This is a genomic window from Streptomyces changanensis, assembly GCF_024600715.1.
Classification (GTDB): domain Bacteria; phylum Actinomycetota; class Actinomycetes; order Streptomycetales; family Streptomycetaceae; genus Streptomyces; species Streptomyces changanensis.
Genome location: NZ_CP102332.1, coordinates 3,513,949 through 3,535,775 on the forward strand (window position 1 = coordinate 3,513,949; position 21,827 = coordinate 3,535,775).

Genomic DNA, 21,827 nt, shown 5'->3' on the forward strand with positions numbered 1-21,827 from the left:
GCAGGCACCGGAAGGCCACCGGTGCGCACCGGCAGGCACCGGAGGGCCACCGGTGTGCACCGGCAGGCACCGGAAAGCCACCGGCACGCACCGGAGGGCCACCCGTGCGTACCGGCAGGCACCGGAACACACCGGAGGGCACCCGTCCGACCGGTGCGTCCGGTCGGATCAGGTGGGGGTGCCGGGTCGGTGGGGGTGGCGGAGACTGCCGGCATGGACGGAGTCAGTGGGACCGGGGTCATCGCCGTCACCGGGGCGAGCGGCCGGGTCGGGCGGCGGGTCGCCGACCGGCTCGGGGCCGCCGGGGTCCCGGTGCGGTTGGTCGGGCGGGATCCGGCGCGGCTGCCCGACGGCGTGCCGGGGGCGGTGAAGGCGCCGCCCGCCGCGTACGGGGACGGCGCGGCCATGCGGGCCGCGCTGGACGGTGCCGACACGCTGTTCCTCGTATCCGGCCACGAGAACCCGGGCCGCGTCGCCGAGCACCGCACGGTGGTCGACGCGGCGGTCGCCGCGGGCGTCGGCCGGATCGTGTACCTGTCGTTCCAGGGTGCCGCGCCCGACGCGACGTTCACCTTCGCCCGCGACCACTGGCACACCGAGCAGTACCTGCGCGCCCACGCGGGACTGGCGTGGACGTCGCTGCGCGACAGCTGGTACCTGGCGGGCATCCCGGCGATGACCGGGCGGGACGGCGTCATCCGCGGGCCCGCGGGGAACGGCCGCGTCGCCGCGGTCGCCCATGAGGACGTGGCGGACGTGGCCGCGGTGGTACTGCTCGCGCCGGGGCGGCACGACGGCGCCACCTACGACGTCACCGGGGGCGAGGCGTTCACCCTCGCCGAGGCGGCCGAGGAGATGTCGCGGGCCACCGGCCGCACGATCCGCTACCTGCCCGAGACCCGCGACGAGGCGTACGCGTCGCGCGCCGCGTACGGGGCCGAGGAGTGGCGGGTCACCGGCTGGGTCACCTCGTACGAGGCCGTCGCCCGGGGCGAGCTGGGCGCGGTCGCCGACACCGTGCGCCGGCTCGCGGGACACGCGCCCATGACCCTGCGGGCGTACCTGGCGAAGCATCCGCGCTCCTACGCCCACCTGGTGGAGTAGCCCCGCTCATGGGGGCGGTACCCCGGGGGTTCAGTCCTCGCCCAGGACGATGTTCCACTCCAGGGCCGCCGGGTCCTCCGGCTCGCGGTCCGCGCGGGCCGGTCTGCACGTGCGGATCCGGCCCTGGTCGTCGCCGGAGAGGGGAAGGGGCTGGGACGCGGCGGAGGACCGGGTGGGGCCGCCGCCGGTGCTGGGTGCGGTGTGTGTACTCATGGTCGCCGAGTACCCACGGAGCGTGCCTCAAACGATAATTCGACTGCGCCCGCGGCGGCGGTCCCGTACGGTCCGGACACGTGGAACCCCTCTCCGACAAACAGATCCGCGCGTCCTTCGTCAACTGCTCGAAGGGCGAGGCCGCCCGTCTCAAGCTGCCGGCCGACTTCGGCGACCTGCCCTGGGACGACCTGGACTTCCTCGGCTGGCGCGACCCCGGCGCGCCCCTGCGCGCCTACCTCGTCGTGCCGTCCGCGACGCCCGACGGCGATCCGGTCGGCGTGGCGCTGCGGGCGCCGGAGCGGTCGCGTACCAGCGCGGTGAAGTCCAGCCTCTGCCGCGTCTGCCTCACCGCGCACGCCTCGTCCGGCGTCACCCTGCTCGCCGCCCCGCGCGCGGGCGCCGCGGGCCGCGACGGCAACACGGTGGGCCTGTACGTCTGCGCCGACCTCGCCTGCCCGCTGTACGTGCGCGGCCGGCGGCAGCCCGCGTTGCGGACCCGCACCGTCGAGGAGTCACTGACCGTGGAGGAGCGGGTCGACCGGATGCGGGCCAACCTCCTCGCGTTCGTCGCGAACGTGCGGCTGCCGTTCGGCGCATGAGCGCCGGGGGGCGGTCCGCGGCGGCGCCGCGGCGGTGGTACGCCGCCGCGGCGCTGACCGCCGGCCCCCGCCTCCGCCGCCCGGGCCCGGACCCCGGCCCCGCCCCGGACCCGCGCTCGGAACCGGACGCCCCCGACGCCCCCCACCGGACGCGAACCGCCCCCCGCCACACGTCCGCCGACCCCCACCCGCCCCCGAACCCGAAGCCCGCCGACCCCCACGCGTCCGCCGACCCCCACTCGCCCTCGAAGCCCCCCGGCCCCCACCGCGCGCGGGCCGGGCCGCGGCGGATCGTGCGGCGCCGCCCGGACCTCACCGCGCTGTGCGTCGCCACCGTCTTCTTCTGGCTGTCGCTGACGCCCTCCCTGGTCCCCCGCCCGTGGATCCTCCAGGGAGTCGTCGGCGGCATCACGGCCGTCATCGGCTACGCCCTCGGCGCGACCCTCGCCGGCCTCGCGCGGCTGCTCCCCTGGCGGCCCCGCGCGGCGTCAGGGCGGGCCGTGCGCCTCCGTGGCGCGCAGGCGTACTGGCTGCTCGCCCCGGCCCTCACCGGCTGGCTCCTCTCGGAGAGCGCCGACATGCAGCGCCGGCTGCGCCGCCTCCAGGGCCTGCCCCCCTCGGTCACCTGGCACGGCGTGATGATCGCCCTCGTCGCGGTCGCCCTGTGCGTGCTGCTCCTCCTCGCCGCCCGCCTCGTCCGGCTGGGGACGCGCCGGCTGATCCGGGCCCTGGGCGGCTGGCTGCCGCGGCCCGTCGCGGTGGCCGTGGGCCTCGCCCTCGCCGGCGCGATCGTGACGGTCGGCGTCCGGGACGTCGTCTTCGACCGGGGCGTCGTCGACGTCGCCGACCGGATCGCGGCGGCGACCGACCGCGGCACCAAGGAGGGCGTCACCCGGCCCCGCTCCCCGTACGTCTCCGGCGGACCGGGCTCCCTGGTGCGCTGGCAGGACCTCGGCTACCAGGGCCGCAACTTCACCGGCACCGTGCCGACCCGCCGCGACCTCGCCGCCTTCACCGGCGGCCCGGCCCGGGACCCGGTGCGCGTGTACGTCAGCTCCCGGCTGCCGCGCGCGTTCGCCGCCCGCGGTGACGAGGACGAGCCGTTCCGCGCGCAGGCCCGGCTGGCCGTCCGCGAACTGGAGCGGACGGGCGCGTTCCGACGCCGGGTACTGGCCGTCGCCGGCACCACGGGCAGCGGCTGGGTCGACTCGAACGTCGCCCAGGCGCTGGAGTACCTGCACGGCGGCGACACCGCCATCGTCGCCGTCCAGTACTCGTACCTGCCGTCGTGGCTGTCGCTCCTCGTCGACGAGGAGAAGGCCGGGAAGGCGACCCGCGCGCTCGTCGACGCCGTGCGCGCCCGGCTGGACACCCTGCCCGCCGGGGCGCGCCCGCGGCTCGTCGTCACCGGCGAGAGCCTCGGCGCGTACGCCGTCGAGGCGTCGTACGGCTCCGTCGACGAGCTGCTGGCCGCCACCGACGGCGGGGTGCTGCTCGGCACGCCCGGCTTCTCGCCCGCCACCCGCCGGCTGCGCGAGGAGCGCGACCCGGGCAGCCCGGTGTGGCGGCCGCAGTACCGGGACGGGCGGCACGTGCGGGTCGCGCAGTTCCCCGCGGTCGACCTGCGGCGCCCGGCCGGAGCGCCGTGGGCGAGACCGCGCCTGGTCTACCTCCAGAACGCGTCCGACCCCGTCGTCTGGTGGTCGACGGACCTGCTGTTCGAGCGGCCCGCGTGGATGGACGAGCCACTGGGCCCCGACATCACGCCGGAGATCAACTGGTTCCCGTTCGTCGCGTTCTGGCAGACCACCGTCGACATGGCCGTCAGCTACGGCGTGCAGGCCCCGCACGGCCACCGCTACGGGTCGGCCGCCGTGGACGCGTGGGCGGCCGTCGTCCCGCCCGACGGCTGGGGGGAACAGGACACGCGACGCCTGCGGACGTACCTCTCCGGCCGGAAGGCCCCGTACTGACCGCCGCTCCCCGCCCCACCGCTACATCCTTCGGTGCAGCGCGGGATCGTCCCCGGTCACGACGAACACGTCCCCTCCCGTCCCGACGATGGGAGGTATGACGACGACGGGGAACGGCGCGGCGACGGCGCCGGAGAAGACCGCCGGCCGGCGGCTGCCGCTGTTGGACGTGGCGCGCGGCATCGCCATCATCGGCACGCTGATGACCAACGTGTGGATCTTCACCCAGCCGGGTGGCGAGTGGGCCGTGCTGTCCGGGGGCACCTCCGGCGGGGCCTTCTCCGGCTCGGCCGGGGAGGTCGCCGAGGGAGTGTTCCGGCTGGTCGCGGACGGGAAGTTCCTGTCCCTGCTGACGATCCTGTTCGGCGCGGGCCTGGCGATCCAGTACGACTCGGCGCGGCGGCGCCGGCTGCCCTGGCCGGGCCGGTACCGGTGGCGGGCGCTGTTCCTCTTCGCCGAGGGCACGGTGCACTTCGTGCTGGTCTTCGCCTGGGACGTGCTCATGGGGTACGCGGTGACGGCCCTGCTCACCGCCTGGCTGCTGGCCCGCTCGGACCGGGCCCGCCGCCGCGCCATGGGGTGGGCGGTCGGCGTGCACCTGGCGCTGATGGCCCTGCTGACCGCGGCGCTGGCGGCCGCGGCGCCGGACGGCTCCGGCACGGACGGCGGGGTGTCGCGGCGCGTCGTGGACCTGTACGCGCACGGCGGCTGGGGCGACCAGGTCGCGTTCCGCCTGCAGAACGCGCTCGCGCTGCGGATGGAGCCCGTGCTGACGTTCGGGCTCCTGCTGTTCCTGTTCCTGCTGGGCGTGCGGCTGCTGCGGGCGGGCGCCTTCGGCGGGGACGACGCGGGGCGCCGGATCCGGCGGCGGATGCTGCGCTGGGGACTGGGGCTGGGCGTGCCGCTCAACGTGGCCTGCGCGGCGGCCGGCCCGGACTGGTTCCTGCTGGGCCGGTACGGCGCGGCCCCGCTCGTGGCGGTGGGGTACCTCGGGCTGATCGGCGCGGTCGTGGACCGGGTGCGGCGGCCCGGCCCGCTGACGCGCGGCCTGACGTCGCTGGGTCGCACGGCCCTCTCCGGCTACGTGCTGCAGAACGTGCTGTGCGCGCTCGTCGCGTACGGGTTCGGCCTCGGTCTCGCGGAGCGGCTGGACGGCGCGTGGCGGCCGTGGTGGGTGATGGGCCTGTGGGCCGGCGTGTCCCTGCTGCTCCTCGTCGCCTCGACGCTGTGGCTGCGCCGCTTCGCCGCGGGCCCGCTGGAGGGGCTCCAGCGGCGGGCGCTGAGCCTGGCCGAAAAGCGCTCGACGGGCAGCGGGCGATCTTCCTAGGCTCGCCACAGGGCATCGCGTGTCGGTCACCGGCCGGGTGAGGCATGGAGGTGCCCGTGACATGCCCACTGGAGCATTCACGTGTCAGTCGAGCTCAACCACACCATCGTCGCCGCGCGGGACAAGCGCGAGTCCGCCGAGTTCCTCGCCCACATCCTCGGCCTGGAGGTCGGCCCGGAAATGGGCCCCTTCCTCCCGGTGCAGACCGCGAACGGCGTCACCCTGGACTTCGCGACGGTCCCCGAGGAGCACCTCACCACCCAGCACTACGCGTTCCTGATCTCGGAGGCCGAGTTCGACGCGGCGTTCGCGCGGATCCAGGAGGCCGGCGTCGCCTACTGGGCGGATCCGCGTCAGGAGCGGCCGGGCGAGATCAACCGCAACGACGGCGGGCGGGGCCTGTACTTCATGGACCCGTCCCGCCAGGCCATGGAGATCATCACCCGCCCGTACGGCAGCGGCCCCGCCGAGCCGGCGGCGTAACGGCAGCCCGGCCGGTTCAGCGCAGGGCCCGCCGCCGCACCATCCACAGGGTCGCGGCGGCCGCGCAGGCCGAACCGACCACGAGGACCGGCAGGAGCGCGTCCGGCACCACGCCGGCCGTACCCGCCGGTCCTCCCGTTGCGGCCCGCCCGGTGGCGTCGCCCGTCCCCGACGGGGACACGGCGCCGGCCGGGGCGGGCGACGCGACCGGTGAGGCCCCGCCCCCCGGTCCGGCGGCCGGTCCGGCGCCCGACGGTCCGGCGCCCGACGGCGCCGGGGCGCGGGTGCGCGACCCCGCCGCCGGGCCCGCCGCGGCCGGCGGCGCCGCCGGGGTCGCCGCCCGCGTGGCGCCCGCCGCCATCGTCACGGGCAGGGCCGGCGGCAGCAGCGATCCCACGGGCTGGACCTTCCCGCCCGGTCCGAACCCCCAGTCGAGCAGTCTCCGGGCCTCCTCGTAGACCGCCTGGGCACCGCCGTCGCGCGGGTTCATGACCGTCACGACCAGGGTGCGCCCGTCGCGGCGGGCCGCCGCGATGAGGGTGTGCCCGGCGCCGCTGGTGTAGCCGTTCTTCACGCCGATGACGCCCGGGTAGCGGGCGACGCCGTCCTCCCCGGTCAGCAGCCGGTTGGTGTTGCGGATGCCGTAGGACCAGCCGCCCGCGGGGAACGACGCGTACGGCAGGGCGCAGTACCGCGCGAAGTCCGGGTGACGCAGCCCCTCGCGGCCGAAGACGGCCAGGTCGTACGCGGAGGAGACCTGCCCCGGCGCGTCGTAGCCGTCCGGCGAGACGACCTTCGTGTCGAGCGCGCCGAGCGAGCGCGCCGTGGCCTCCATCTGCCGGGCGGTCCTCTCCCAGCCGCCGTTCATCCCGGCCAGGACCCGTACCGCGTCGTTGCCGGAGTGGAGGAACACCCCGTGCCACAGGTCGGCGACCCGGTACGTCAGGTTCTCCTTCACGCCGACGAGGCTGCTGCCGTCGCCGATGCCGGCGAGCTCCTTCTCGCTCACCGTGTGCCGGGTCTCGCGCCCCAGCCTCGGCAGCACGGTGAGCGCGAACAGCGCCTTGAGGGTGGAGGCGGGCGGCAGCCGCCGGTGGGCGTCGCGGGCGGCCAGCACGTCGCCCGTGGACGCGTCGGCGACCAGCCAGGAGCGCGCGGACACGGTCGGCGGGGCCGTACCGCCGGGCGGCAGCCGCACCTGGGTGCCGGGCCGGCGCAGGACGGCGGCGTCGACGCGGGCGCTCGGCCGGGGCGGCATCGGCTCCTCGGGCCGGGGGGCGGCGACGGAGGCGGCCGCGGACATCACGAGCAGCGGCAGCAGCAGGAACAGCAGCAGGAGAGCGGTCACCCCTGCTGTGAAGCGGGCCGAAGAACTGACGATCATTCAGTCAAGGTAGGGAGAGGACGGCTCCCGCGCGCGCCGGCGTGCGCCGACCGGCCTACGTCCCCGGGCGCGTACGGACGCGTACCGGCGCCTACGCGTCACACCGGGCCGTGCCCGGACACGGCGCCCGCGTCATCCGAATGGCGGGCACCAGACCCCCGGGGGCGGGCGGCCGGGCCACCGCGCTGATATCCACGGAGGAGTAAGCGTCCGCGGGGGGCTCGTCGAGTGGAGGGCCACTCATGTCCCAGAACGTCTCGACCGCCACCCTCGCGGTGGACTTCCAGCAGGGCATATCCGACGCCTGGTCGAGGGTCGCCCAGTTCGTCCCCAAGTTCATCGCGTTCCTGGTCATCCTGGCCATCGGCTGGATCGTGTCCAAGCTCATCGCGAAGGTGGTGGACAAGGTCCTGCGGAAGGTCGGCTTCGAGCGGCTCAGCGAGCGCGCCGGTTCCCACCGCATGCTGGAGAACTCGCAGTACGACGCGACGGGAATCATCGCCAAGGTCGTCTACTACGGGCTGCTGCTGGTGACGCTGCAACTCGCCTTCGGCGTCTTCGGCCCGAACCCGATCAGCGGCATGATCGACGGTATCGTCGCCTGGCTGCCGCGCGCCCTGGTCGCGCTCGTCCTGGTCGTCGTCGCGATGGCCATCGCCAACGCCGTGCGCAACGTCGTCCGCGGCGTGCTGTCGAGCGTCTCCTACGGCAACACCGTCGCCACCGTCGTCTGGGGCGTGATCGTCGCGCTCGGCGTGATCGCGGCGCTGGGCCAGGCGGGCATCGCGACGTCCGTGACCCAGCCGGTGCTGTACGCGGTGCTCGCGGCGGCCGCCGGCATCCTGATCGTCGGCGTCGGCGGCGGTGCGATCGTCCCGATGCGGCAGCGGATGGAGCGCTGGATGAGCTCCGCCGAGCAGGAGTCCGCGAAGGCCCGCACGGGCGCCGGCGCCTACATGGCCGGCCGCGAGGACGCCCTGGCGCAGCAGCGCGAGCAGGAGCGCCAGCGCCAGGGGAGCAGCAGGGACATGGGCGGGACCGGTATGGACCCCATGTGACGGGTCAGTCCGCGTCCAGGTCAGGGGTCGGCTCGTGCGCGGGCCGGCCCCGTGCCGCGTCCGCCTCCCTGTCCTCCATCAGGCCGTACCGCAGGACCAGCCAGCAGACGGCCGTCAGCCGGCACACGGCGAAGTCGTGCCCGACCGGCTCGTCCCAACCGGTCTCGGCCAGGGCGTCGAGGAAGCCGAGCGCGTAGTCGGACAGCGCCTCCCGGTCCGGCGCCCCGGGCACCAGCTCGGGGCCCACGGCGCCGATGCGCTCGCGCAGGGCGGCGACGTGCTGGTCGACGGCCGCGACGAAGCCGGGCTCGAAGGCGAACTCGGCGAGGCGCGGCGCGTAGGACGTCGTGACGGTGGAGAGGGGCGACAGGTGGGGCACCCGCCCACGGTAGGCGGTGCGTCGGCGGCCGCAAGAGCCCCAAAGCCGACATGCGACGCATCTCACGTGCGTCCGCCACAGAGCGGACGGCCGGATCGGGCGTGACGGGATAGGGGCCGCTCCTGCGGGGCACTTGGGAGGCGGAGCCCGCCTCGTCGACCTCGGGAGGAACCCATGAACGCGGTCCTGCACGACAAGCTCTTCATGCGCCTTCACGAACTGCCCGTCCTGGCGCACATGACCTACGACGAGGAGGACCCGTACGCGGTCAGGGTGGCGTTCACGGATGGCGAGTACGTGTACGCGGAGTGGCGGCTCGACCGCGAGATGCTGCGCGAGGGCATGCGCCACGAGGTCGGCGACGGTGACGTGCGGATATGGCCCGGCGTGCACATAGAGCTGTGCGGCGAGGCGGACTTCACGGTGGGCGAGGAGTCGCTGGCGCGCTTCCTGGAGCGTACCTACGAGGTGGTGCCGGAGGGCGAGGAGCGGCTGGACGTCGACGCGCTGGTGGACCGCCTCCTCGCCACCGGCTGACCCGCGAGAAGCCCCGCAGCACCCACCCCCGAGCCGCCCCGGACAGCGGCCCCCGGACGAACGCCCCGGCCACGGCCCGGGTGACGGCTCTCCGGCCCCGACTCCCGAACGGCGGCTCCCGGATGGGCGGCCACGCCGGGTAACGGCCCACGGCGAGTGGCGGGGCCGTGGTGGGTTGCCCCCGCAGGGGTCGGCGGCGACAGCGGGGTCACTTCGGCGGTACCCGAGGCCGCCGACCCCGAGGAGGTGACCCGCCGCGGTCCCGCCCCACCCACCGGTCTCCGCGACCCTGCACCGACACCGGCGCCGCACCGGACCGCGACGCTCCCGCGACTAGGCTCGTCGGTCATGAACCCGCTCCCGACCCGTCCACGCGCGGTGGCCACCGCGGACTGGCCGCTGCTCGGCGCCGTGGCGCTGGGCGGTGCGCTCGGCTCGGGGGCCCGGTACGGCCTGTGGCTGCTGTGGCCCACGGCACCCGGCGACTTCCCCTGGGCGACCCTGTGGACGAACGTCGCCGGCTGCGCCCTCATGGGCGTGCTGACGGCGGCGCTGGACGCGTCGCCGCGGTCGCACCCCCACCGGCTGCTGCGCCCGCTGCTCGCGACGGGCGTGCTGGGCGGGTTCACCACCGTCTCGGCGTACGCCCTGGAGACGCGTGCCCTGCTGGAGAGCGGCCGGACGGCGACAGCCCTGGCGTACCTGGGAGGCACGCTGGTGGCCGCGCTGCTCGCCGTGACCGCGGCGGCGTGGGCCACACGGGCGGTGCTCGCGCGAAGGAGCCCGACCGACGACCGGGGGCCGGCCGCATGACGTGGCTCCTGGTCATGGCGGGCGGCGCCCTGGGGGCACCCCTGCGCTACCTGACCGACCGCGCCGTGAGCGCCCGGTACGGCGCGGGCTTCCCGTGGGGCACGCTGGCGGTCAATCTCGCGGGTTCCCTGGGCCTGGGCGTGCTCGCGGGCGCGGCCGTCGCGTCACCCGCGTACGCCTTCTGGGGCACGGGGCTGTGCGGCGCCCTCACCACGTACTCGACCTTCTCGTACGAGACGCTGCGCCTCGCCCGGAGCGGCGCCGCGGGCCTTGCCACCGCGAACGTCGCGGTGACCCCCGCCGTCTCCCTCGGCGGCGCCTTCGCCGGTGCCGCGCTCGGTACGGCGCTCTGCGGCTGAGCCGGCCGGGTCAGAGGCCGAACGGCAGGGTGACGTTGTTGATCAGCGGCCCCTCCACGGAGACGCCCTCCGTGACGAGGGACTCGGCGGCGGGCAGGACGGGGGGCAGGGGGCCGGGTCCGGCGGTGGCCGCCGCGGTGGTCGGCAGGAGGCACGCCGCGGCCACGGCGAGGGCGGCGGCGAGGGCGGCGGTGTGACGACGGCGCATGGGTGGGACCTGCTTCCAGGAGGCTTCGGGTCGCGGCCATGGCTGCCCACCGGTACGGGCCGCGATGCGGCGGGTCCCCCGTGCGAGGGGCGCGCGCCCGGCGCGCCGACCCACGGCCCCACCCACGGATGACACCCCCGGACCCCCCACAACCACCCGAAGCGACCGGGACGGGCTCACGTCAGGAGGTACGCCAGCCCCGTAGCGGCCCCGAGCGCCGCACCCGCCGCCGTCTGCGCGACCGTGTGGTACCGCAGCGCCACCCGCGACCAGCACACCGCCGCCGTCATCGCGTACGCCGCGAGCCACCAGGGGGAGTGGACGCAGCCCAGCAGCGTGACCACCGAGGAGGCGACCGCGGAGTCGACGGAGATCTTCCACACGGTGTTGACGGCGAGGAGCCCGACCGTCATCACCCACAGCGCCAGCATCGCCAGGAGGATGCCGGCGGGCGCGCCGCCGAGGAGCATCGCGACCGAGCCGGTACCGATGGAGCCGAGGATGACGAAGAAGATGGGCGCCCGTTTCGTACGGTCCACGACGTGCCGGTCGCCCCACCGGCCCCGGCCGCGTTCCCATTCGATGTACGCCGCCGGGACGATTCCCGCGCACAGGGCGCCGAGCAGGCCCCACAGGACGCCCGTCCAGTGGCCGGCGGCCGCCGCGCCGACGGCGGTCATGCCGGCGAGCAGGACGTTGCGCGGCTGGAGGACGTCGGTGACCCCACGGGCAACCCCGGCGCCTGCCGCCTCACCCTGGACCGGGCTCTCCCCCGCAACCCCCACGGCACCTCCCGCCACAGCCTGCACCGGGCTCTCCCCCGCAACCCCCACGGCACCTCCCGCCACAGCCTGCACCGGGCTCTCCCCCGCAACCCCCACGGCACCTCCCGCCACAGCCTGCACCGGGCTCTCCCCCGCAACCCCCACGGCACCTCCCGCCACAGCCTGCACCGGGCTCTCCCCCGCAACCCCCACGGCACCTCCCGCCACAGCCTGGACCGGGCTCTCCCCCGCAACCTCCACCCCGCTCCCCTCTCTGGTGCTCATGCCAGCAACCGCCTCGCGCTCTCCTCGGGCACGGACCGGTACGCCTCGGCCACGCGCACGAGCCAGGCCACTTCGCCGTCCTGGTCCGCGGCCTGGCGGGTCTCGAAGTCGGCCGCGCCGCCCGCGGGGGCGCCGGACGCCTTCGCCGCGAGCGCCGCCTTGATCCAGTACGCGTCGGCCACCGGTCCCGCCGAGCCCGCGGCCTCGCGGGCGGCCCGCAGCAGGTCCTCGGGGGCGTAGTGGCGGAGCTTCTCCACCGCGTCGGCGATGTCGGCCGCCCACCGGTCGACCCGCAGGTCGGCGGGGGTGTCGAAGCGGGTGAGTTCACGGGCCAGCGAGGCGGGCGGGGCGAACGGCTGGTCGGGGAAGGCCGCCATGAGCTCCCGCCAGAGCGGGTGCAGCGCCACCTGCGCCCGCCACAGCCGTGCCCGCCGCCATCCCGTGCCGAACGCCGGGATCGACGCGCCGACGGCGAAGAGCGCGAACAGCAGGACCTGCGCGGCCTCCGTCGTCTTGTCGAAGGCGGTCGCGAAGCCGTCCGACGGCTCGACGGCGACGCTGACCCACAGGAAGAGGGCGCGGCTGACGGTGTAGCCGACGCCGATGAACATCGCGGCGGTCATCATGCCGAGCCCGACGCGCAGGTGCCGCAGCCGGGCGTGGGCGGTGGCCAGCGCCCACTGGTAGGCGCAGACCGCGGACGCGGCGCCGAGGTACAGGTAGAAGACGGTCATGTAGAGCGTCGCGCCCCACTGGCCGGCGTGGTCGGAGACGAAGCGGTCGGAGGGGACGGACCGGTCGACCACGGTGAAGAAGAGGACGGTGAGCAGGAGGAGGGTCGCGGCCGACGCCTTGGCCGCGAGCCGCTGCACCAGCCGGGCGAAGCGCACGTGGCGCGGTACCGGCCCGCCCTCCGGGTAGGTGCCGTAGATGGCGACGATGTACCCGAGGATGGCGAGGATGGCGATGGTCGCGGTGTAGTGCTTGATGAGCACCGCCAGGTCGACGACGGGGCTGTTGTTGAGGGCGGTGCGCACGACGCGGGTCTTGGTCCACAGGGCGGCGGCGAACCCGGCGTAGCAGCCCCACAGGGCGCGGCGGCGCCGGTCCTCCTCGTCGCCCCAGAGGGCCGCCGGCATCCGCCACAACGCGACGGCGGTCATCAGTCCGGCTATCAGGTAGCCGGCCAGGTCCAGGGGGCTCAATGCGGTCCTCGCGGGGGTGCGGGTCGGGTACGGGCTCGGCGCGGGAGGGGGCGGGTACCGGCGGCGTCAACGCCGGAAGAGGCCCCGCGGGAAGGGCCGGCGGCGCGAGAGGAGCTCCCTGCGCCGGTGGGCGACGGGTCTCGACAGGGAGTCGGCCAGCCGGTCCACCATGTCGTCGCCGGGGACCTCGCGCGCCATCCGCGGGATCAGTGACGCGCCGAACTCCGCGACCCGCTCGTCGTGCGTGTCGTACTGGGCGCGGGCCTGGACCGTGGTGCCGGACCGCATCACGCGGTCGATCAGCGAGGTGTCGAAGACGGGCAGCAGCCGGCGCAGCTGCTCGGCGTCGAGCGAGGTGCCGTGGTCGAACCACTCGTGGCACAGCTCGTGCAGGATGACGTGGTGCGTCTGGTACGTCGTGGGCCGGCGCCGGTAGAGGACGAAGCTCGTGTCGCCGGACGTGAGGCGCAGTCCGCAGGCGGAGTTGACGCGGGCGAGCCGTTCAGGGAGCTCTTGGAGGACGATGCGGCGGCCGCGGGCGGCCTCCATGTTGGCGACCAGCTCGGGGATGCCGAACGGCGCGGGGATGGGGAGGTCGGCCAGCCCGGCCTCGCACTCTCTCCGCAGCGCGCGCATGGACCGCTTGGACATGGGGACCTCTTGATCGGAGTCACGTGGGTGTGACCTGCGATCGGCGAGTTTAACGAACGTGGTGGGGACGCGTGTTCGTCAATGGACCCCCTGTTCAGGGGTGCTGGTGGGGCCGTCGGGGGTGGTGGGGCCGTCGGCCCGCGCCTCCTTCAGGAGGGAGAGCGCGAACTCCAGCAGCTCGGCGGGGAGTCCGGCGTCGTCGACGCCGCGGCCCGCGATGCCGCTGATCTCGCCGGTGCGGCGCTTGGCCAGGAACTGCAGCCCGGCCACGACGTCGTCGACGACCTCCGACTCCTCCTTGAAGAACCGCCAGTCGACGCCGAAACCGAGGCCGAGCGCCTTGAGGATCTCCTCGGACGGGTGGGTCACCTTGCCCGCGAGGATGTTGGAGAAGTAGCTGTGCGAGAGGGCGCCGCCGCGCTCCCTGACGATCTCGGAGAAGGCCCGCCCGGAGACCTTCTGGCCGGGGAAGGTCTTCTCCACCATGTACGCGACCTTCTGCTGGAGCGTTCTCAGCTCGGGTGCCGTGCGCTCCCCGCCGTTGCCGTCGTCCATCCCGGTCCCCACGTTCGCGTCCGCCGCGCCTGCGCGGTCAAGTCAACGGGCCCGTACTGTACCGACCCCGCCCCGGGCGGTTCAGGAGCGGATCGGGCTTGCGCAAACACTCTACGTCACTGTTAACTCGAAAAAACACGGACAGGGGGCCACGAGGGGAGTCCCTTGTCCGTGGTGGGCCCCGTGCGCCCCGGGCGGCGCGCGACGCGGGTGCGGCCTTTCGCGCGGCCAGGGAGCGGAGGGCCGCGCCCCCACCACCCACCCCACCACCCGCGCCGCGCCACCCCTCCCGCTCCGCCCCCCGGCTCCCCCCACCCCTCCGCCCTCTTCCCCCCCACCCCTCCGCCCTCTTTCGCCCCACCCCTCCCGCCCACGCCGCCTCTGCGCGCTTCGCGAAGCCGCAAAAGGGAAGAATCCTCACAAGAGGGGTGCCGGCGCGAGGAAAGAGGCGTGCCATGTCAGCGTCGCGGAGCCGCGGCCGCAGCGACGGCCGCAGCCACTCCCGGTACGTCGCCGACCGGGGCCTCACCACCCGCATGGTGACGACCATGTTCCTGATCGGGCTGCTGTACGTGGTCGTCGTCGGGGTGCTCGTGGCGTTCCTGCGCGGCTCGTGGCCGGTGGTCGTGGTGATCGCGGGCGCGCTGTTCGTCGCCCAGTTCTGGTTCGGCGACCGGCTCGCCGCGTACAGCATGGGCGCCCGCGAGGTGACCGCGGAGCAGGCGCCGGAGCTGCACGGGGCCGTCGACCGGATCTGCGCGCTCGCCGACATGCCGAAGCCGCGGGTGGCGGTAGCCGACACCGACGTACGTGCCGAACGCGTTCGCGACCGGCCGCAGCCGGGACACCGCGCTGGTCTGCGTGACGACCGGCCTGCTGCGGCGGCTGGAGCCGGAGGAGCTGGAGGGCGTCCTCGCGCACGAGCTGTCCCACGTCGCGCACCGCGACGTGGTGGTGATGACCGTGGCGGCGTTCCTGGGCGTCGTCGCCGGGGCGATGGCGCGGGTCGCGCTGTGGGGCGGCTTCGGGCGGGGTGGGCACGGCCGTGAAGGGGGCGCCGCCGTGGCCGTACTGCTGGTGCCGGTGGTCAGCGCCGTCGTGTACGCGGTGGGGTTCCTGCTGACCAGGCTGCTGTCCCGGTACCGGGAGCTCTCCGCGGACCGGGCCGCGGCTCTGCTGACCGGGCGGCCCTCCGCGCTGGCCGCGGCGCTGACGAAGGTCACCGGCCAGATGGGGCAGATCCCCACCCGGGACCTGCGTCGGGCGGAGCCGTACAACGCCTTCTGGTTCGCGCCCGCCTTCTCCTCGCGCCAGAGCATCGGGCGGCTGCTCGCCTCCCACCCGCCGCTCGAACAGCGCCTCGACCAGCTGGCGCGGATCTCCGCCCAGCTGGGCCGGTAGGGCGCGGGCGGCGGCGCCATGGGCTTCCTCGACGCGCTGCTGGGCCGTTCCCGGCCGGCGCGGCCCGACCTGGACCGGCTGTTCGCCCTGCCGGGCGCGGCGCTGACGCTGGAGGCGGCGACGGGCTTCACGCCCACGGGCGCCGGGTCGGTCTGCTTCGCCGGGGTGGAGGGCGGGGCGTTCGCGCGGGTCCGCGACGAGGTGCGGGAGCTGCTCGACGCGGACACCGGGCGCGGCGGCGTGCCGGTGGAGCCGAGCCGTGACGCGTACGGGTACGGCTGGCTGCTGGCCCGGCACCCGCCGGACGGGCTGCCCGCCCTGGTCACCGACCTGCACGCGGTGAACACGCTGCTGCGGGAGGCCGGTTTCGGGCCGCACCTGCTCTGCTCCCTCGTCGGCTTCCGCGACCCGCGGGACGGGCGGCGCCTGGCGCTCGTGTACCTGTACAAGCGCGGGTCGTTCTACCCCTTCGCGCCGCTCGTGGGGGAGCGGCGGGACACGGCGCTGGAGCTCCAGGTGCGGGCCGTGCTGGCGGACGAGCTGCGCGTGGAGGCCGACCTGGGCCGTTGGTTCCCCGTCTGGGGCGCCCCGGGCCTCGACTGACCCTGCATGCCTGCATGCCTGCATGCCTGCATGCCTGCCTGCCCGCCTGCCGGCCCGGCTCCCGGCCCGCCTGCCGCCGCCACCCGGCCGCAGGCCCGCCCGACCAGCCGATCAGCCGGCCGCGCGCCGGCCGCGTCCGGTGCCGCGCCCGCACCGGTGCCCGCGCCGCGCCCGCGCCAGTGCCCGCGCCGCACCCGCACCCTTGCCCGGTCGGGCCGGCGCCGCCCCCGCGGCTCCGCGCGCGTCCGGTCCGGCCGGTGGCTAACGTGGCAATCGGGGGGCCGCCGCCCGCGCACCACGAGGAGACCGCCATGGCTGTGCAACCCGAGGGCATGCCCTGCTGGGCCGACGCGATGTTCACCGACGTCGAGGGCGCGAAGCGCTTCTACGCCGACGTGCTGGGCTGGACGTTCGGCCATGCCCAGACCGAGTACGGCAACTACGTCCAGGCGTACGCGGACGGCCGGGCCGTCGCCGCCGTCGTCCCGCCGATGCCGGGGCAGGACGGCGGGACACCGCCGCCCGCCTGGTGCCTGTACCTCGCCTCGCCGGACGTCGCGGCGACCGCGCGCAAGGTGCGCGAGAACGGCGGTGAGGTGCTCATGGAACCCATGGCCGTGGGCGACTTCGGCTCGATGCTGCTCGCCCGGGACCCCGGCGGTGTCACCTTCGGCGTCTGGGAGGCCGGTACCCACGAGGGGTTCGAGGTGCGGGCCGTGCCCGGCGCCTACTGCTGGGCCGAGGTCTACACGCGCGACGTCGCGGCGTCCGACGCCTTCTTCCCGGCCGTCTTCCCCTTCACGGTGAAGCGGCTGGAGGACGCCCACATGGACTTCAAGGTCTTCGAGCTCGACGACGCCCCAGTCCTGGGCCGTATGAGGATGGACGGCGACTTCCCGGCCGAGGTGCCGCCGTACATCAACGTCTACTTCACCGTCGAGGACGTCGACGCGGCGATCGGCCGGGCCACCACGCACGGCGGGAAGGTGGTGTTCGGGCCGATGGACAGCCCGTTCGGCCGGTTCGCGGCGCTGCTCGACCCGCAGGGCGCGGCGTTCTCGGTGATCGACGTGACCAGGACGGAGGGCGAGATGCCCGCCCTCACGGCCGAGAGCTGACCACGACCGCCGGACCCCGCCCCTCCCTCCCCCACTCTTCTCCCCTCCCGCCTCCCGCCTCCTGCCCACGCCCACCGAGCCCCCCCTGCCGGGCCCGGCCACCCCGCTCCCCGCCGGCTCACCCATCCGGCTGGGCCGCCCGTCCCGTCCCGTCCGCCCCGGCCCCGAACGGGTGACCGACCGAGGCCGCCACCCTCACCGAGCAACCCTCATATCGGTACATTCCGCCGCACAGGCGAAAGGAGATCGTGATGAGGGGAACGACCGGTACGCCCGCGGCGCGGAAGTGGTGGGCGAGGAGCGCCGGCACGGCCGGGCCGGCCGTCGTGTGCGCGCTGGCGGTGACGGGTGCGGCGCTGCCCCAGGGCGGCGGGGTACGCGTCGAGGCGGCCGTCGCGGCGGCGTCGGAGCGCGCCGCGCACGTGGCCTACACGTACGCGTGCCCGACCGGGGCCGGGCCCGTGCGCCTTGCCGTGCGACTGGAGGACCGGACCAGCGGGACGGCGTCGGCGGTGACCCGGGTGCCGGAGTCGCAGGTCTGCGACGGGGCGCGGCACGCGCGCACCGACACGGTCACGGCCGACGGTCCGGGCGCCTTCCGCGCCGGTGACAGCGTGATCGTGCGGGTGGAGATGACGAGCGTGCCGCAGCCGGGCGACGGTGCGCCGACGGGCGCCGACGCGGCGTCGGACGGTATGACGGTGAGCACGGCCCGCGCGTTGATCCTGGGCTGACCCGGCGGGGCGGCACCCCACCCGCGTCGGCGTCGGCACCACGAAGGACCGACGCCGACGCGGACGCCGCGGGAGGCGACCGACGCGGACGGCACCCGACGCGGTCGCCCCTCACCGACGGGCCGTCAGCCGACGCGGTCGTGGTCGAGGTGGTCGGCGACCGCGCGGAGGGTCGCCGCGAAGTCCTCGGCCTCGCGCAGACGGGCGCCGAGGACCGCGCACCGGGTGTCGACGGTCCGCCGGTACACCTCCAGGCGCGCCCGCAGCGTCTCCAGCTCCTCGTCACCGGGCGGGTCGTCGACCACCGCGATCCGGTCGACGATGCCCAGCAGTTCGCGGATCTCGTCCAGGGTGAACTCGAGCCGCCGCATGCGGCGCACGACCCCGAGCCGCTCCACGTCGGCCGGGGTGTACAGGTGCAGGCCGCCCCTGCTGCACGCGGACGGGGCGACGAGGCCCGCGTCCTCGTAGTGACGGATGCTGCGCAGCGGCAGCCCGGTCAGCTCCGCGACCTCGCCGATCCTCATGTGCCACCGCTGATCGTTCGCCATCACCGCGCCCGCCTACTCGTCGCCGTCCACGCGTTCACGCTGGACGGCCAGAGTACGTACGGGGGACGCTCGGAACCGTGCAGCGGCGATCCGCGCGCCGGACAACCGTGCGACTTCTCCCCCGGGTGGGGGCGACCCGACCGGCCTAACGGGCCACGAACTGCGTGAGGATGGCCTGCACCTCGTAGATGTCGACACCCTTGGTGAAGGTCTTCTGGACCGGCGTGGGGCTGCCGGAGATCCAGATCTTCAGCTCGGCGTCGAGGTCGAAGGTCCCGGCCGTCTCGACCGCGAAGTGCGTGATGCTGCGGTAGGGGATCGAGTGGTACTCGACCTTCTTGCCGGTGATGCCCTGCTTGTCGACCATGATCAGTCGGCGGTCGGTGAACAGGATCGTGTCCCGGATCAGCAGGAACGCGGCGTACACCCGCTCGTCGGGGCCGAAGAGCCGCGCGTACTCCTGCTGGGCGCTCGCCGGGTCGACGGTGTGCGCGTTGCCGAACAGTGCCATGGAAGCCCCCGTGGATCGATTCGTACGATCGTCGCACTGTACCTTCGCCGGACGGCGCGCGAGCCCGACGGCGCGGGCCCTGGCATGGGTTGAGGAGCATGGTGAACCACCGACCGGACAGCGGCGACCCGCGGACCTGGGACCCGGAGGCGACGCGGTACCTTCCACCGACCGGCCACCCCCACCCGCAGCCGGGCCATGAGGCCCCGGGGTATGACACCCCGGTCCACGACGTCCCGGGACACGACGTACCCGGCGGGTACGACGCCCGGGGGTACGGGGTCCCGGGGTACGGCGTCCCGGGCCACGGCGTCCCGGGCCACGGCGTACCGGGGTACGACGTACCGGCGTATGACGCACCCGCATACGACGCACCCGCATACGACGCACCCGCATACGACGCACCCGCATACGACGCACCCGCATACGACGCACCCGCATACGACGCACCCGGGTATGCCCCCACCGCCGACTCCGCCTCGGTCTCCGACGCGACGCAGGTCCTGCCCCCCACCCCCGCCTACGACGCGTCCGCCTCGGACGCGACACAGCTCCTCCCACCCACCCCCGCGTACGAGACCTCTGTCTCCGACGCCACGCAGGTCCTCCGTCCCGTCCCCGCCCACGCCCCGTCCGCCTCCGACGCGACGCAGGTCCTGCCCCCCACCCCCGCCTACGGCGCGGAGGGATACGGGCCGCCGCCCCCGGCGGAGTCGACGCGGCCCCTGCCGCGCGTCGTCGACGAACTCCCGCACCACACGCCCCGAACGACGCCCCGCGCCACATCCCGTACGGCGCCCGACGACGCCCGCCGTCGCGGCCCGTCGCGGGTGGTCCTCGTCGGTGCGGCCATCGCCGCGTGCGCCGTCCTGGGCCTGGGGATCGGAGCCGTGCTCAGCGGCGGCGACGGGGACCCCGCGCCCGCCGCGGCCGGTACGGCGACCGCAGGATCGGGCGCCGCCACCGCGCCCCCGGCAGCTCCCACGCCCGCTCCCACGCCGTCCGCCTCCGCGACGGAGTCGCGGCCGCCGGTCCCGGCGGGACAGTTCGTCCTGTTCGACGCGGCGACCGGCCGGGCCGCCGACGTGTCGGCCGCCGCCACCAACGACGGTGCCCCGGTCATCGTCTGGGAGCGCCACGCCCAGGCCAACCAGCAGTGGCTCGTGGCCGACCTGGGCGACGGGCACGTGCAGATCAAGGCGGTCCACTCGGGGCTCTGCCTCCAGCCGGTCGAGCCGGTCGGGGCGGGCGCCGCCGTCGTCCAGCGCCCCTGTGTCGACAGCGACGCCCAGCGCTGGCTGCCCGCCCCGTCCGCCGACGCGACGACGCACACCCTCAGCCTCAAGGGGTGGGGGCTGGTCCTGGCACCGGCAGGACCGGAGAACGGCGCCGCGATGAGCCTCCAGGCCCCCGATCCGACCGCACCGCACGGCTGGACGCTCCAGCCCGTCGCGTAGACCCGGGCGCGGGGCAGAGGGGCGCCGCCGCCCGGCGTGGCACCCGGGCAACCGCCCTCCCGCCCGGCATGGCCTCCGGGCAGCCGCACACCGTCACCGGTACCGGTGACGCGGTACCTCCGCCGGGCGGTACCCCCGCCACGCCGTACCGCAGCCGGCCCCCCCCTGCCACGCCGTGGCGCCGTGGCGCCGTCAGCTCATGCCGCCGGCGACGCCCGCGAGCTGGCCCAGGCCCTGCGCGTACGTGGTGGCGCCGCTCATGCCGGTGCCGGTCACGGTGCCGGTGTGGCCGAGCAGGGCCGTCCCGGCCGCGCCCAGCGGGATGGCCTCACTGCCCACGCCCTGCGCCGTCGCGTCGGCGTGGGCGGTACCGGCACCGGCCAGCGCGACGGCGGCGGCACCGAGGGCGGCGCCGGTGACGAGACGGCCGGTCCTGCGGGTACTGCGGCTGGGGTTGCTGCGCACGGGGGGCTCCTCCGGGTCGGGTACGACGCGCGGGCGGCGCGTCGCCAACGACAACGGCACCGCCCGTCCGGAAGGCACGGGCCCCGGTACCCGGGGAGGAGGGGCCCGGGGCCGGGGCGGGGCGAACCGCGGGAGTCGGCCCCCGGCGATGGCTGCCGGCTCCCGCCGGAACCGGCTGCTCCGGCCGGGGTTCCGTCCGACTCACGGGTCCGGCGTCAGGATAACTCCGTTCGTGTGACGTGCATCACCTCAGACCATGATTTTTCCGCTCCGCCCCGGCATACCCGGACCCCTTGCGGGTACTGCGGGCCCATGGCTCCCGGCACCGCTGCTCCCAGGAACGCCCCGTCCGACGACCACGCCGCCGCCCCGCCCCGCCGCGCGCCGACCGGCGCGCGCGCACGCACCCCCGACCCGGTTCGCCCACTCGACCCGGTTCGCAGGTCCGGCCCGCATCGCGCGTCCGGCCCCGCTCCTGTCCGTGTCCGCTCCGGTCATGGCGGTGTCCGCCGCCCCCGTCCCTGCCGGCGGCCGTCATGAACGGTGAGGTCCCCGTACCGCGTTCCGGCGGAGGCGGCCACCGGGCGCTGCCGCACACGGCCGACGTGCGCATCGAGGCGTGGGGCGCCAGCCGCGAGCAGTGCCTCGGGGAGGCGGTGCTCGCACTGGTGGAGTCGTTCGCCGACGTGTCGGCGGCCCACGCGGACGCGGTGCGGCGGGTGCGGTTGGACGAGGTGGCCGACGACGACCTGCTGGCCGACCTCCTGGACGAGGTGGTCTTCCGGGTGGACGAGTTCGGTGAGGTTCCCGTGGACGTCGAGGTGGAGACGACCGACGAGGGCGGCCTCGACGTCCGGCTCGCCGTGGCGGCGCTGCGGCGGGTGCCGATCACCGGAGCGGTGCCGAGCGCCGTGTCGTGGCACGTGCTCCGCATGGGACCGGGCCCGCACGGCTGGTCCTGCGCCGTGACGGTGGACGTCTGACGACCCGACGCGTACGGCTCCCGCCCCGTCCAGCCCAGCCCGGCCCAACCCCGCCGCCCAGCCCGGCCCAACCCCGCCGTCCGCCCAGTCCAGCCGCCCGCCCC

General features: G+C 75.4%; 25 protein-coding genes and 1 pseudogene. 15 read left to right on the top strand and 11 right to left on the bottom strand.

Features of this window, described 5'->3' with window-relative positions:
- The first annotated feature begins 213 nt into the window (after positions 1-213).
- A complete protein-coding gene (locus NRO40_RS15570) occupies positions 214-1,104 on the top strand; it encodes an NAD(P)H-binding protein (RefSeq protein WP_058944369.1) in 891 nt (296 codons plus the stop codon).
- A gap of 30 nt (positions 1,105-1,134) precedes the next feature.
- On the opposite strand, the gene NRO40_RS15575 is transcribed toward NRO40_RS15570, so the two are convergent.
- Complete coding sequence (locus tag NRO40_RS15575; protein ID WP_058944368.1) at positions 1,135-1,317, bottom strand: hypothetical protein; 183 nt, start codon at positions 1,315-1,317, stop codon at positions 1,135-1,137.
- An 80-nt stretch (positions 1,318-1,397) separates the two neighbouring features.
- Here NRO40_RS15575 and NRO40_RS15580 point away from each other — a divergent pair, with 80 nt between their 5' ends.
- From NRO40_RS15580 to NRO40_RS15595, 4 genes are all read left to right on the top strand, one after another.
- Complete coding sequence (locus tag NRO40_RS15580) at positions 1,398-1,919, top strand: FBP domain-containing protein (protein WP_058944367.1); 522 nt, start codon at positions 1,398-1,400, stop codon at positions 1,917-1,919.
- Complete coding sequence (locus NRO40_RS15585; RefSeq protein ID WP_079047388.1) at positions 1,916-3,892, top strand: alpha/beta hydrolase; 1,977 nt, start codon at positions 1,916-1,918, stop codon at positions 3,890-3,892. The genes NRO40_RS15580 and NRO40_RS15585 overlap by 4 nt, the downstream gene beginning before the upstream one ends.
- Before the next feature lie 97 nt (positions 3,893-3,989).
- Entirely contained in the window at positions 3,990-5,219 is a 1,230-nt protein-coding gene (locus NRO40_RS15590; RefSeq protein ID WP_058944366.1) for a DUF418 domain-containing protein, read from the top strand.
- Between the two features lie 81 nt (positions 5,220-5,300).
- Complete coding sequence (locus NRO40_RS15595) at positions 5,301-5,702, top strand: VOC family protein (RefSeq protein WP_058944365.1); 402 nt, start codon at positions 5,301-5,303, stop codon at positions 5,700-5,702.
- 16 nt (positions 5,703-5,718) lie between these two features.
- Here the strand turns inward: NRO40_RS15595 and NRO40_RS15600 are convergent, their stop codons facing one another.
- The gene (locus tag NRO40_RS15600; RefSeq protein ID WP_257375433.1) at positions 5,719-7,086 is read right to left on the bottom strand and encodes a D-alanyl-D-alanine carboxypeptidase family protein; all 1,368 of its coding nucleotides are present in this window, start codon (positions 7,084-7,086) and stop codon (positions 5,719-5,721) included.
- 242 nt (positions 7,087-7,328) lie between these two features.
- Here NRO40_RS15600 and NRO40_RS15605 point away from each other — a divergent pair, with 242 nt between their 5' ends.
- The gene (locus NRO40_RS15605; RefSeq protein ID WP_058944992.1) at positions 7,329-8,144 is read left to right on the top strand and encodes a mechanosensitive ion channel family protein; all 816 of its coding nucleotides are present in this window, start codon (positions 7,329-7,331) and stop codon (positions 8,142-8,144) included.
- A gap of 4 nt (positions 8,145-8,148) precedes the next feature.
- Here the strand turns inward: NRO40_RS15605 and NRO40_RS15610 are convergent, their stop codons facing one another.
- The gene (locus tag NRO40_RS15610; RefSeq protein ID WP_306674874.1) at positions 8,149-8,523 is read right to left on the bottom strand and encodes a DUF6401 family natural product biosynthesis protein; all 375 of its coding nucleotides are present in this window, start codon (positions 8,521-8,523) and stop codon (positions 8,149-8,151) included.
- A 174-nt stretch (positions 8,524-8,697) separates the two neighbouring features.
- On the opposite strand from NRO40_RS15610, the gene NRO40_RS15615 reads away from it, so the two are divergent.
- From NRO40_RS15615 to NRO40_RS15625, 3 genes are all read left to right on the top strand, one after another.
- Entirely contained in the window at positions 8,698-9,060 is a 363-nt protein-coding gene (locus tag NRO40_RS15615) for an SsgA family sporulation/cell division regulator (protein WP_058944993.1), read from the top strand.
- A 348-nt stretch (positions 9,061-9,408) separates the two neighbouring features.
- Positions 9,409-9,873, top strand: coding sequence for a FluC/FEX family fluoride channel (locus NRO40_RS15620; protein WP_058944994.1), 465 nt, complete (start codon positions 9,409-9,411; stop codon positions 9,871-9,873).
- Positions 9,870-10,232, top strand: coding sequence for a fluoride efflux transporter FluC (locus NRO40_RS15625; protein WP_058944995.1), 363 nt, complete (start codon positions 9,870-9,872; stop codon positions 10,230-10,232). The genes NRO40_RS15620 and NRO40_RS15625 overlap by 4 nt, the downstream gene beginning before the upstream one ends.
- Positions 10,233-10,242: 10 nt before the next feature.
- Here NRO40_RS15625 and NRO40_RS15630 read toward each other — a convergent pair whose 3' ends face one another.
- The 5 genes from NRO40_RS15630 to NRO40_RS15650 all read right to left on the bottom strand — a co-directional run bounded on the left by NRO40_RS15630 (position 10,243) and on the right by NRO40_RS15650 (position 13,900).
- Positions 10,243-10,440 carry a hypothetical protein gene (locus tag NRO40_RS15630; protein ID WP_058944996.1) on the bottom strand — a complete coding sequence of 66 codons (198 nt, stop codon included), beginning with the start codon at positions 10,438-10,440 and terminating at the stop codon, positions 10,243-10,245.
- A 176-nt stretch (positions 10,441-10,616) separates the two neighbouring features.
- Complete coding sequence (locus tag NRO40_RS15635) at positions 10,617-11,225, bottom strand: hypothetical protein (protein WP_058944997.1); 609 nt, start codon at positions 11,223-11,225, stop codon at positions 10,617-10,619.
- 260 nt (positions 11,226-11,485) lie between these two features.
- Entirely contained in the window at positions 11,486-12,694 is a 1,209-nt protein-coding gene (locus NRO40_RS15640; protein WP_058944998.1) for an MAB_1171c family putative transporter, read from the bottom strand.
- Positions 12,695-12,760: 66 nt separating this feature from the next.
- Positions 12,761-13,345 carry a hypothetical protein gene (locus NRO40_RS15645; protein WP_058944999.1) on the bottom strand — a complete coding sequence of 195 codons (585 nt, stop codon included), beginning with the start codon at positions 13,343-13,345 and terminating at the stop codon, positions 12,761-12,763.
- A gap of 78 nt (positions 13,346-13,423) precedes the next feature.
- Complete coding sequence (locus tag NRO40_RS15650) at positions 13,424-13,900, bottom strand: hypothetical protein (protein ID WP_058945000.1); 477 nt, start codon at positions 13,898-13,900, stop codon at positions 13,424-13,426.
- Positions 13,901-14,436: 536 nt separating this feature from the next.
- Between NRO40_RS15650 and htpX the strand changes: the two are divergent.
- From htpX to NRO40_RS15670, 4 genes and pseudogenes are all read left to right on the top strand, one after another.
- Positions 14,437-15,301: pseudogene (htpX, locus tag NRO40_RS15655) on the top strand (zinc metalloprotease HtpX).
- An 18-nt stretch (positions 15,302-15,319) separates the two neighbouring features.
- On the top strand, positions 15,320-15,904 hold the full coding sequence (pspAB, locus tag NRO40_RS15660; RefSeq protein WP_058945001.1) for a PspA-associated protein PspAB: 585 nt from the start codon (positions 15,320-15,322) through the stop codon (positions 15,902-15,904).
- A gap of 311 nt (positions 15,905-16,215) precedes the next feature.
- Positions 16,216-17,022 (top strand): VOC family protein, encoded by an 807-nt coding sequence (locus NRO40_RS15665; RefSeq protein ID WP_058945002.1) that lies wholly within the window; start codon positions 16,216-16,218, stop codon positions 17,020-17,022.
- Between the two features lie 251 nt (positions 17,023-17,273).
- Positions 17,274-17,756: a hypothetical protein gene (locus tag NRO40_RS15670; protein WP_058945003.1), complete on the top strand. Its 483-nt coding sequence runs from the start codon at positions 17,274-17,276 to the stop codon at positions 17,754-17,756.
- A 125-nt stretch (positions 17,757-17,881) separates the two neighbouring features.
- Here the strand turns inward: NRO40_RS15670 and NRO40_RS15675 are convergent, their stop codons facing one another.
- Positions 17,882-18,307: a MerR family transcriptional regulator gene (locus NRO40_RS15675; RefSeq protein WP_058945004.1), complete on the bottom strand. Its 426-nt coding sequence runs from the start codon at positions 18,305-18,307 to the stop codon at positions 17,882-17,884.
- A gap of 145 nt (positions 18,308-18,452) precedes the next feature.
- Positions 18,453-18,818 (bottom strand): PH domain-containing protein, encoded by a 366-nt coding sequence (locus NRO40_RS15680; RefSeq protein WP_058945005.1) that lies wholly within the window; start codon positions 18,816-18,818, stop codon positions 18,453-18,455.
- A gap of 98 nt (positions 18,819-18,916) precedes the next feature.
- Here NRO40_RS15680 and NRO40_RS15685 point away from each other — a divergent pair, with 98 nt between their 5' ends.
- Positions 18,917-20,275, top strand: a complete 1,359-nt coding sequence (locus NRO40_RS15685) for an RICIN domain-containing protein (RefSeq protein ID WP_058945006.1) — start codon at positions 18,917-18,919, stop codon at positions 20,273-20,275.
- Positions 20,276-20,467: 192 nt separating this feature from the next.
- On the opposite strand, the gene NRO40_RS15690 is transcribed toward NRO40_RS15685, so the two are convergent.
- A complete protein-coding gene (locus NRO40_RS15690; protein WP_058945007.1) occupies positions 20,468-20,740 on the bottom strand; it encodes a hypothetical protein in 273 nt (90 codons plus the stop codon).
- A 536-nt stretch (positions 20,741-21,276) separates the two neighbouring features.
- Between NRO40_RS15690 and NRO40_RS15695 the strand changes: the two genes are divergently transcribed.
- On the top strand, positions 21,277-21,723 hold the full coding sequence (locus NRO40_RS15695) for an archease (RefSeq protein ID WP_058945008.1): 447 nt from the start codon (positions 21,277-21,279) through the stop codon (positions 21,721-21,723).
- Positions 21,724-21,827: the final 104 nt, after the last annotated feature.

Excerpts from the sequence above, each read along its gene's own strand:
- NRO40_RS15570 (WP_058944369.1), top strand. The coding sequence starts at position 214 with ATGGACGGAGTCAGTGGGACCGGGGTCATCGCCGTCACCGGGGCGAGC.
- NRO40_RS15575 (WP_058944368.1), bottom strand. The coding sequence starts at position 1,317 with ATGAGTACACACACCGCACCCAGCACCGGCGGCGGCCCCACCCGGTCC.
- NRO40_RS15585 (WP_079047388.1), top strand. The coding sequence starts at position 1,916 with ATGAGCGCCGGGGGGCGGTCCGCGGCGGCGCCGCGGCGGTGGTACGCC.
- NRO40_RS15590 (WP_058944366.1), top strand. The coding sequence starts at position 3,990 with ATGACGACGACGGGGAACGGCGCGGCGACGGCGCCGGAGAAGACCGCC.
- NRO40_RS15600 (WP_257375433.1), bottom strand. The coding sequence starts at position 7,086 with ATGATCGTCAGTTCTTCGGCCCGCTTCACAGCAGGGGTGACCGCTCTC.
- NRO40_RS15605 (WP_058944992.1), top strand. The coding sequence starts at position 7,329 with ATGTCCCAGAACGTCTCGACCGCCACCCTCGCGGTGGACTTCCAGCAG.
- NRO40_RS15615 (WP_058944993.1), top strand. The coding sequence starts at position 8,698 with ATGAACGCGGTCCTGCACGACAAGCTCTTCATGCGCCTTCACGAACTG.
- NRO40_RS15620 (WP_058944994.1), top strand. The coding sequence starts at position 9,409 with ATGAACCCGCTCCCGACCCGTCCACGCGCGGTGGCCACCGCGGACTGG.
- NRO40_RS15625 (WP_058944995.1), top strand. The coding sequence starts at position 9,870 with ATGACGTGGCTCCTGGTCATGGCGGGCGGCGCCCTGGGGGCACCCCTG.
- NRO40_RS15630 (WP_058944996.1), bottom strand. The coding sequence starts at position 10,440 with ATGCGCCGTCGTCACACCGCCGCCCTCGCCGCCGCCCTCGCCGTGGCC.
- NRO40_RS15645 (WP_058944999.1), bottom strand. The coding sequence starts at position 13,345 with ATGTCCAAGCGGTCCATGCGCGCGCTGCGGAGAGAGTGCGAGGCCGGG.
- NRO40_RS15650 (WP_058945000.1), bottom strand. The coding sequence starts at position 13,900 with ATGGACGACGGCAACGGCGGGGAGCGCACGGCACCCGAGCTGAGAACG.
- pspAB (WP_058945001.1), top strand. The coding sequence starts at position 15,320 with ATGGGCTTCCTCGACGCGCTGCTGGGCCGTTCCCGGCCGGCGCGGCCC.
- NRO40_RS15665 (WP_058945002.1), top strand. The coding sequence starts at position 16,216 with ATGGCTGTGCAACCCGAGGGCATGCCCTGCTGGGCCGACGCGATGTTC.
- NRO40_RS15670 (WP_058945003.1), top strand. The coding sequence starts at position 17,274 with ATGAGGGGAACGACCGGTACGCCCGCGGCGCGGAAGTGGTGGGCGAGG.
- NRO40_RS15675 (WP_058945004.1), bottom strand. The coding sequence starts at position 18,307 with ATGGCGAACGATCAGCGGTGGCACATGAGGATCGGCGAGGTCGCGGAG.
- NRO40_RS15680 (WP_058945005.1), bottom strand. The coding sequence starts at position 18,818 with ATGGCACTGTTCGGCAACGCGCACACCGTCGACCCGGCGAGCGCCCAG.
- NRO40_RS15685 (WP_058945006.1), top strand. The coding sequence starts at position 18,917 with ATGGTGAACCACCGACCGGACAGCGGCGACCCGCGGACCTGGGACCCG.
- NRO40_RS15695 (WP_058945008.1), top strand. The coding sequence starts at position 21,277 with ATGAACGGTGAGGTCCCCGTACCGCGTTCCGGCGGAGGCGGCCACCGG.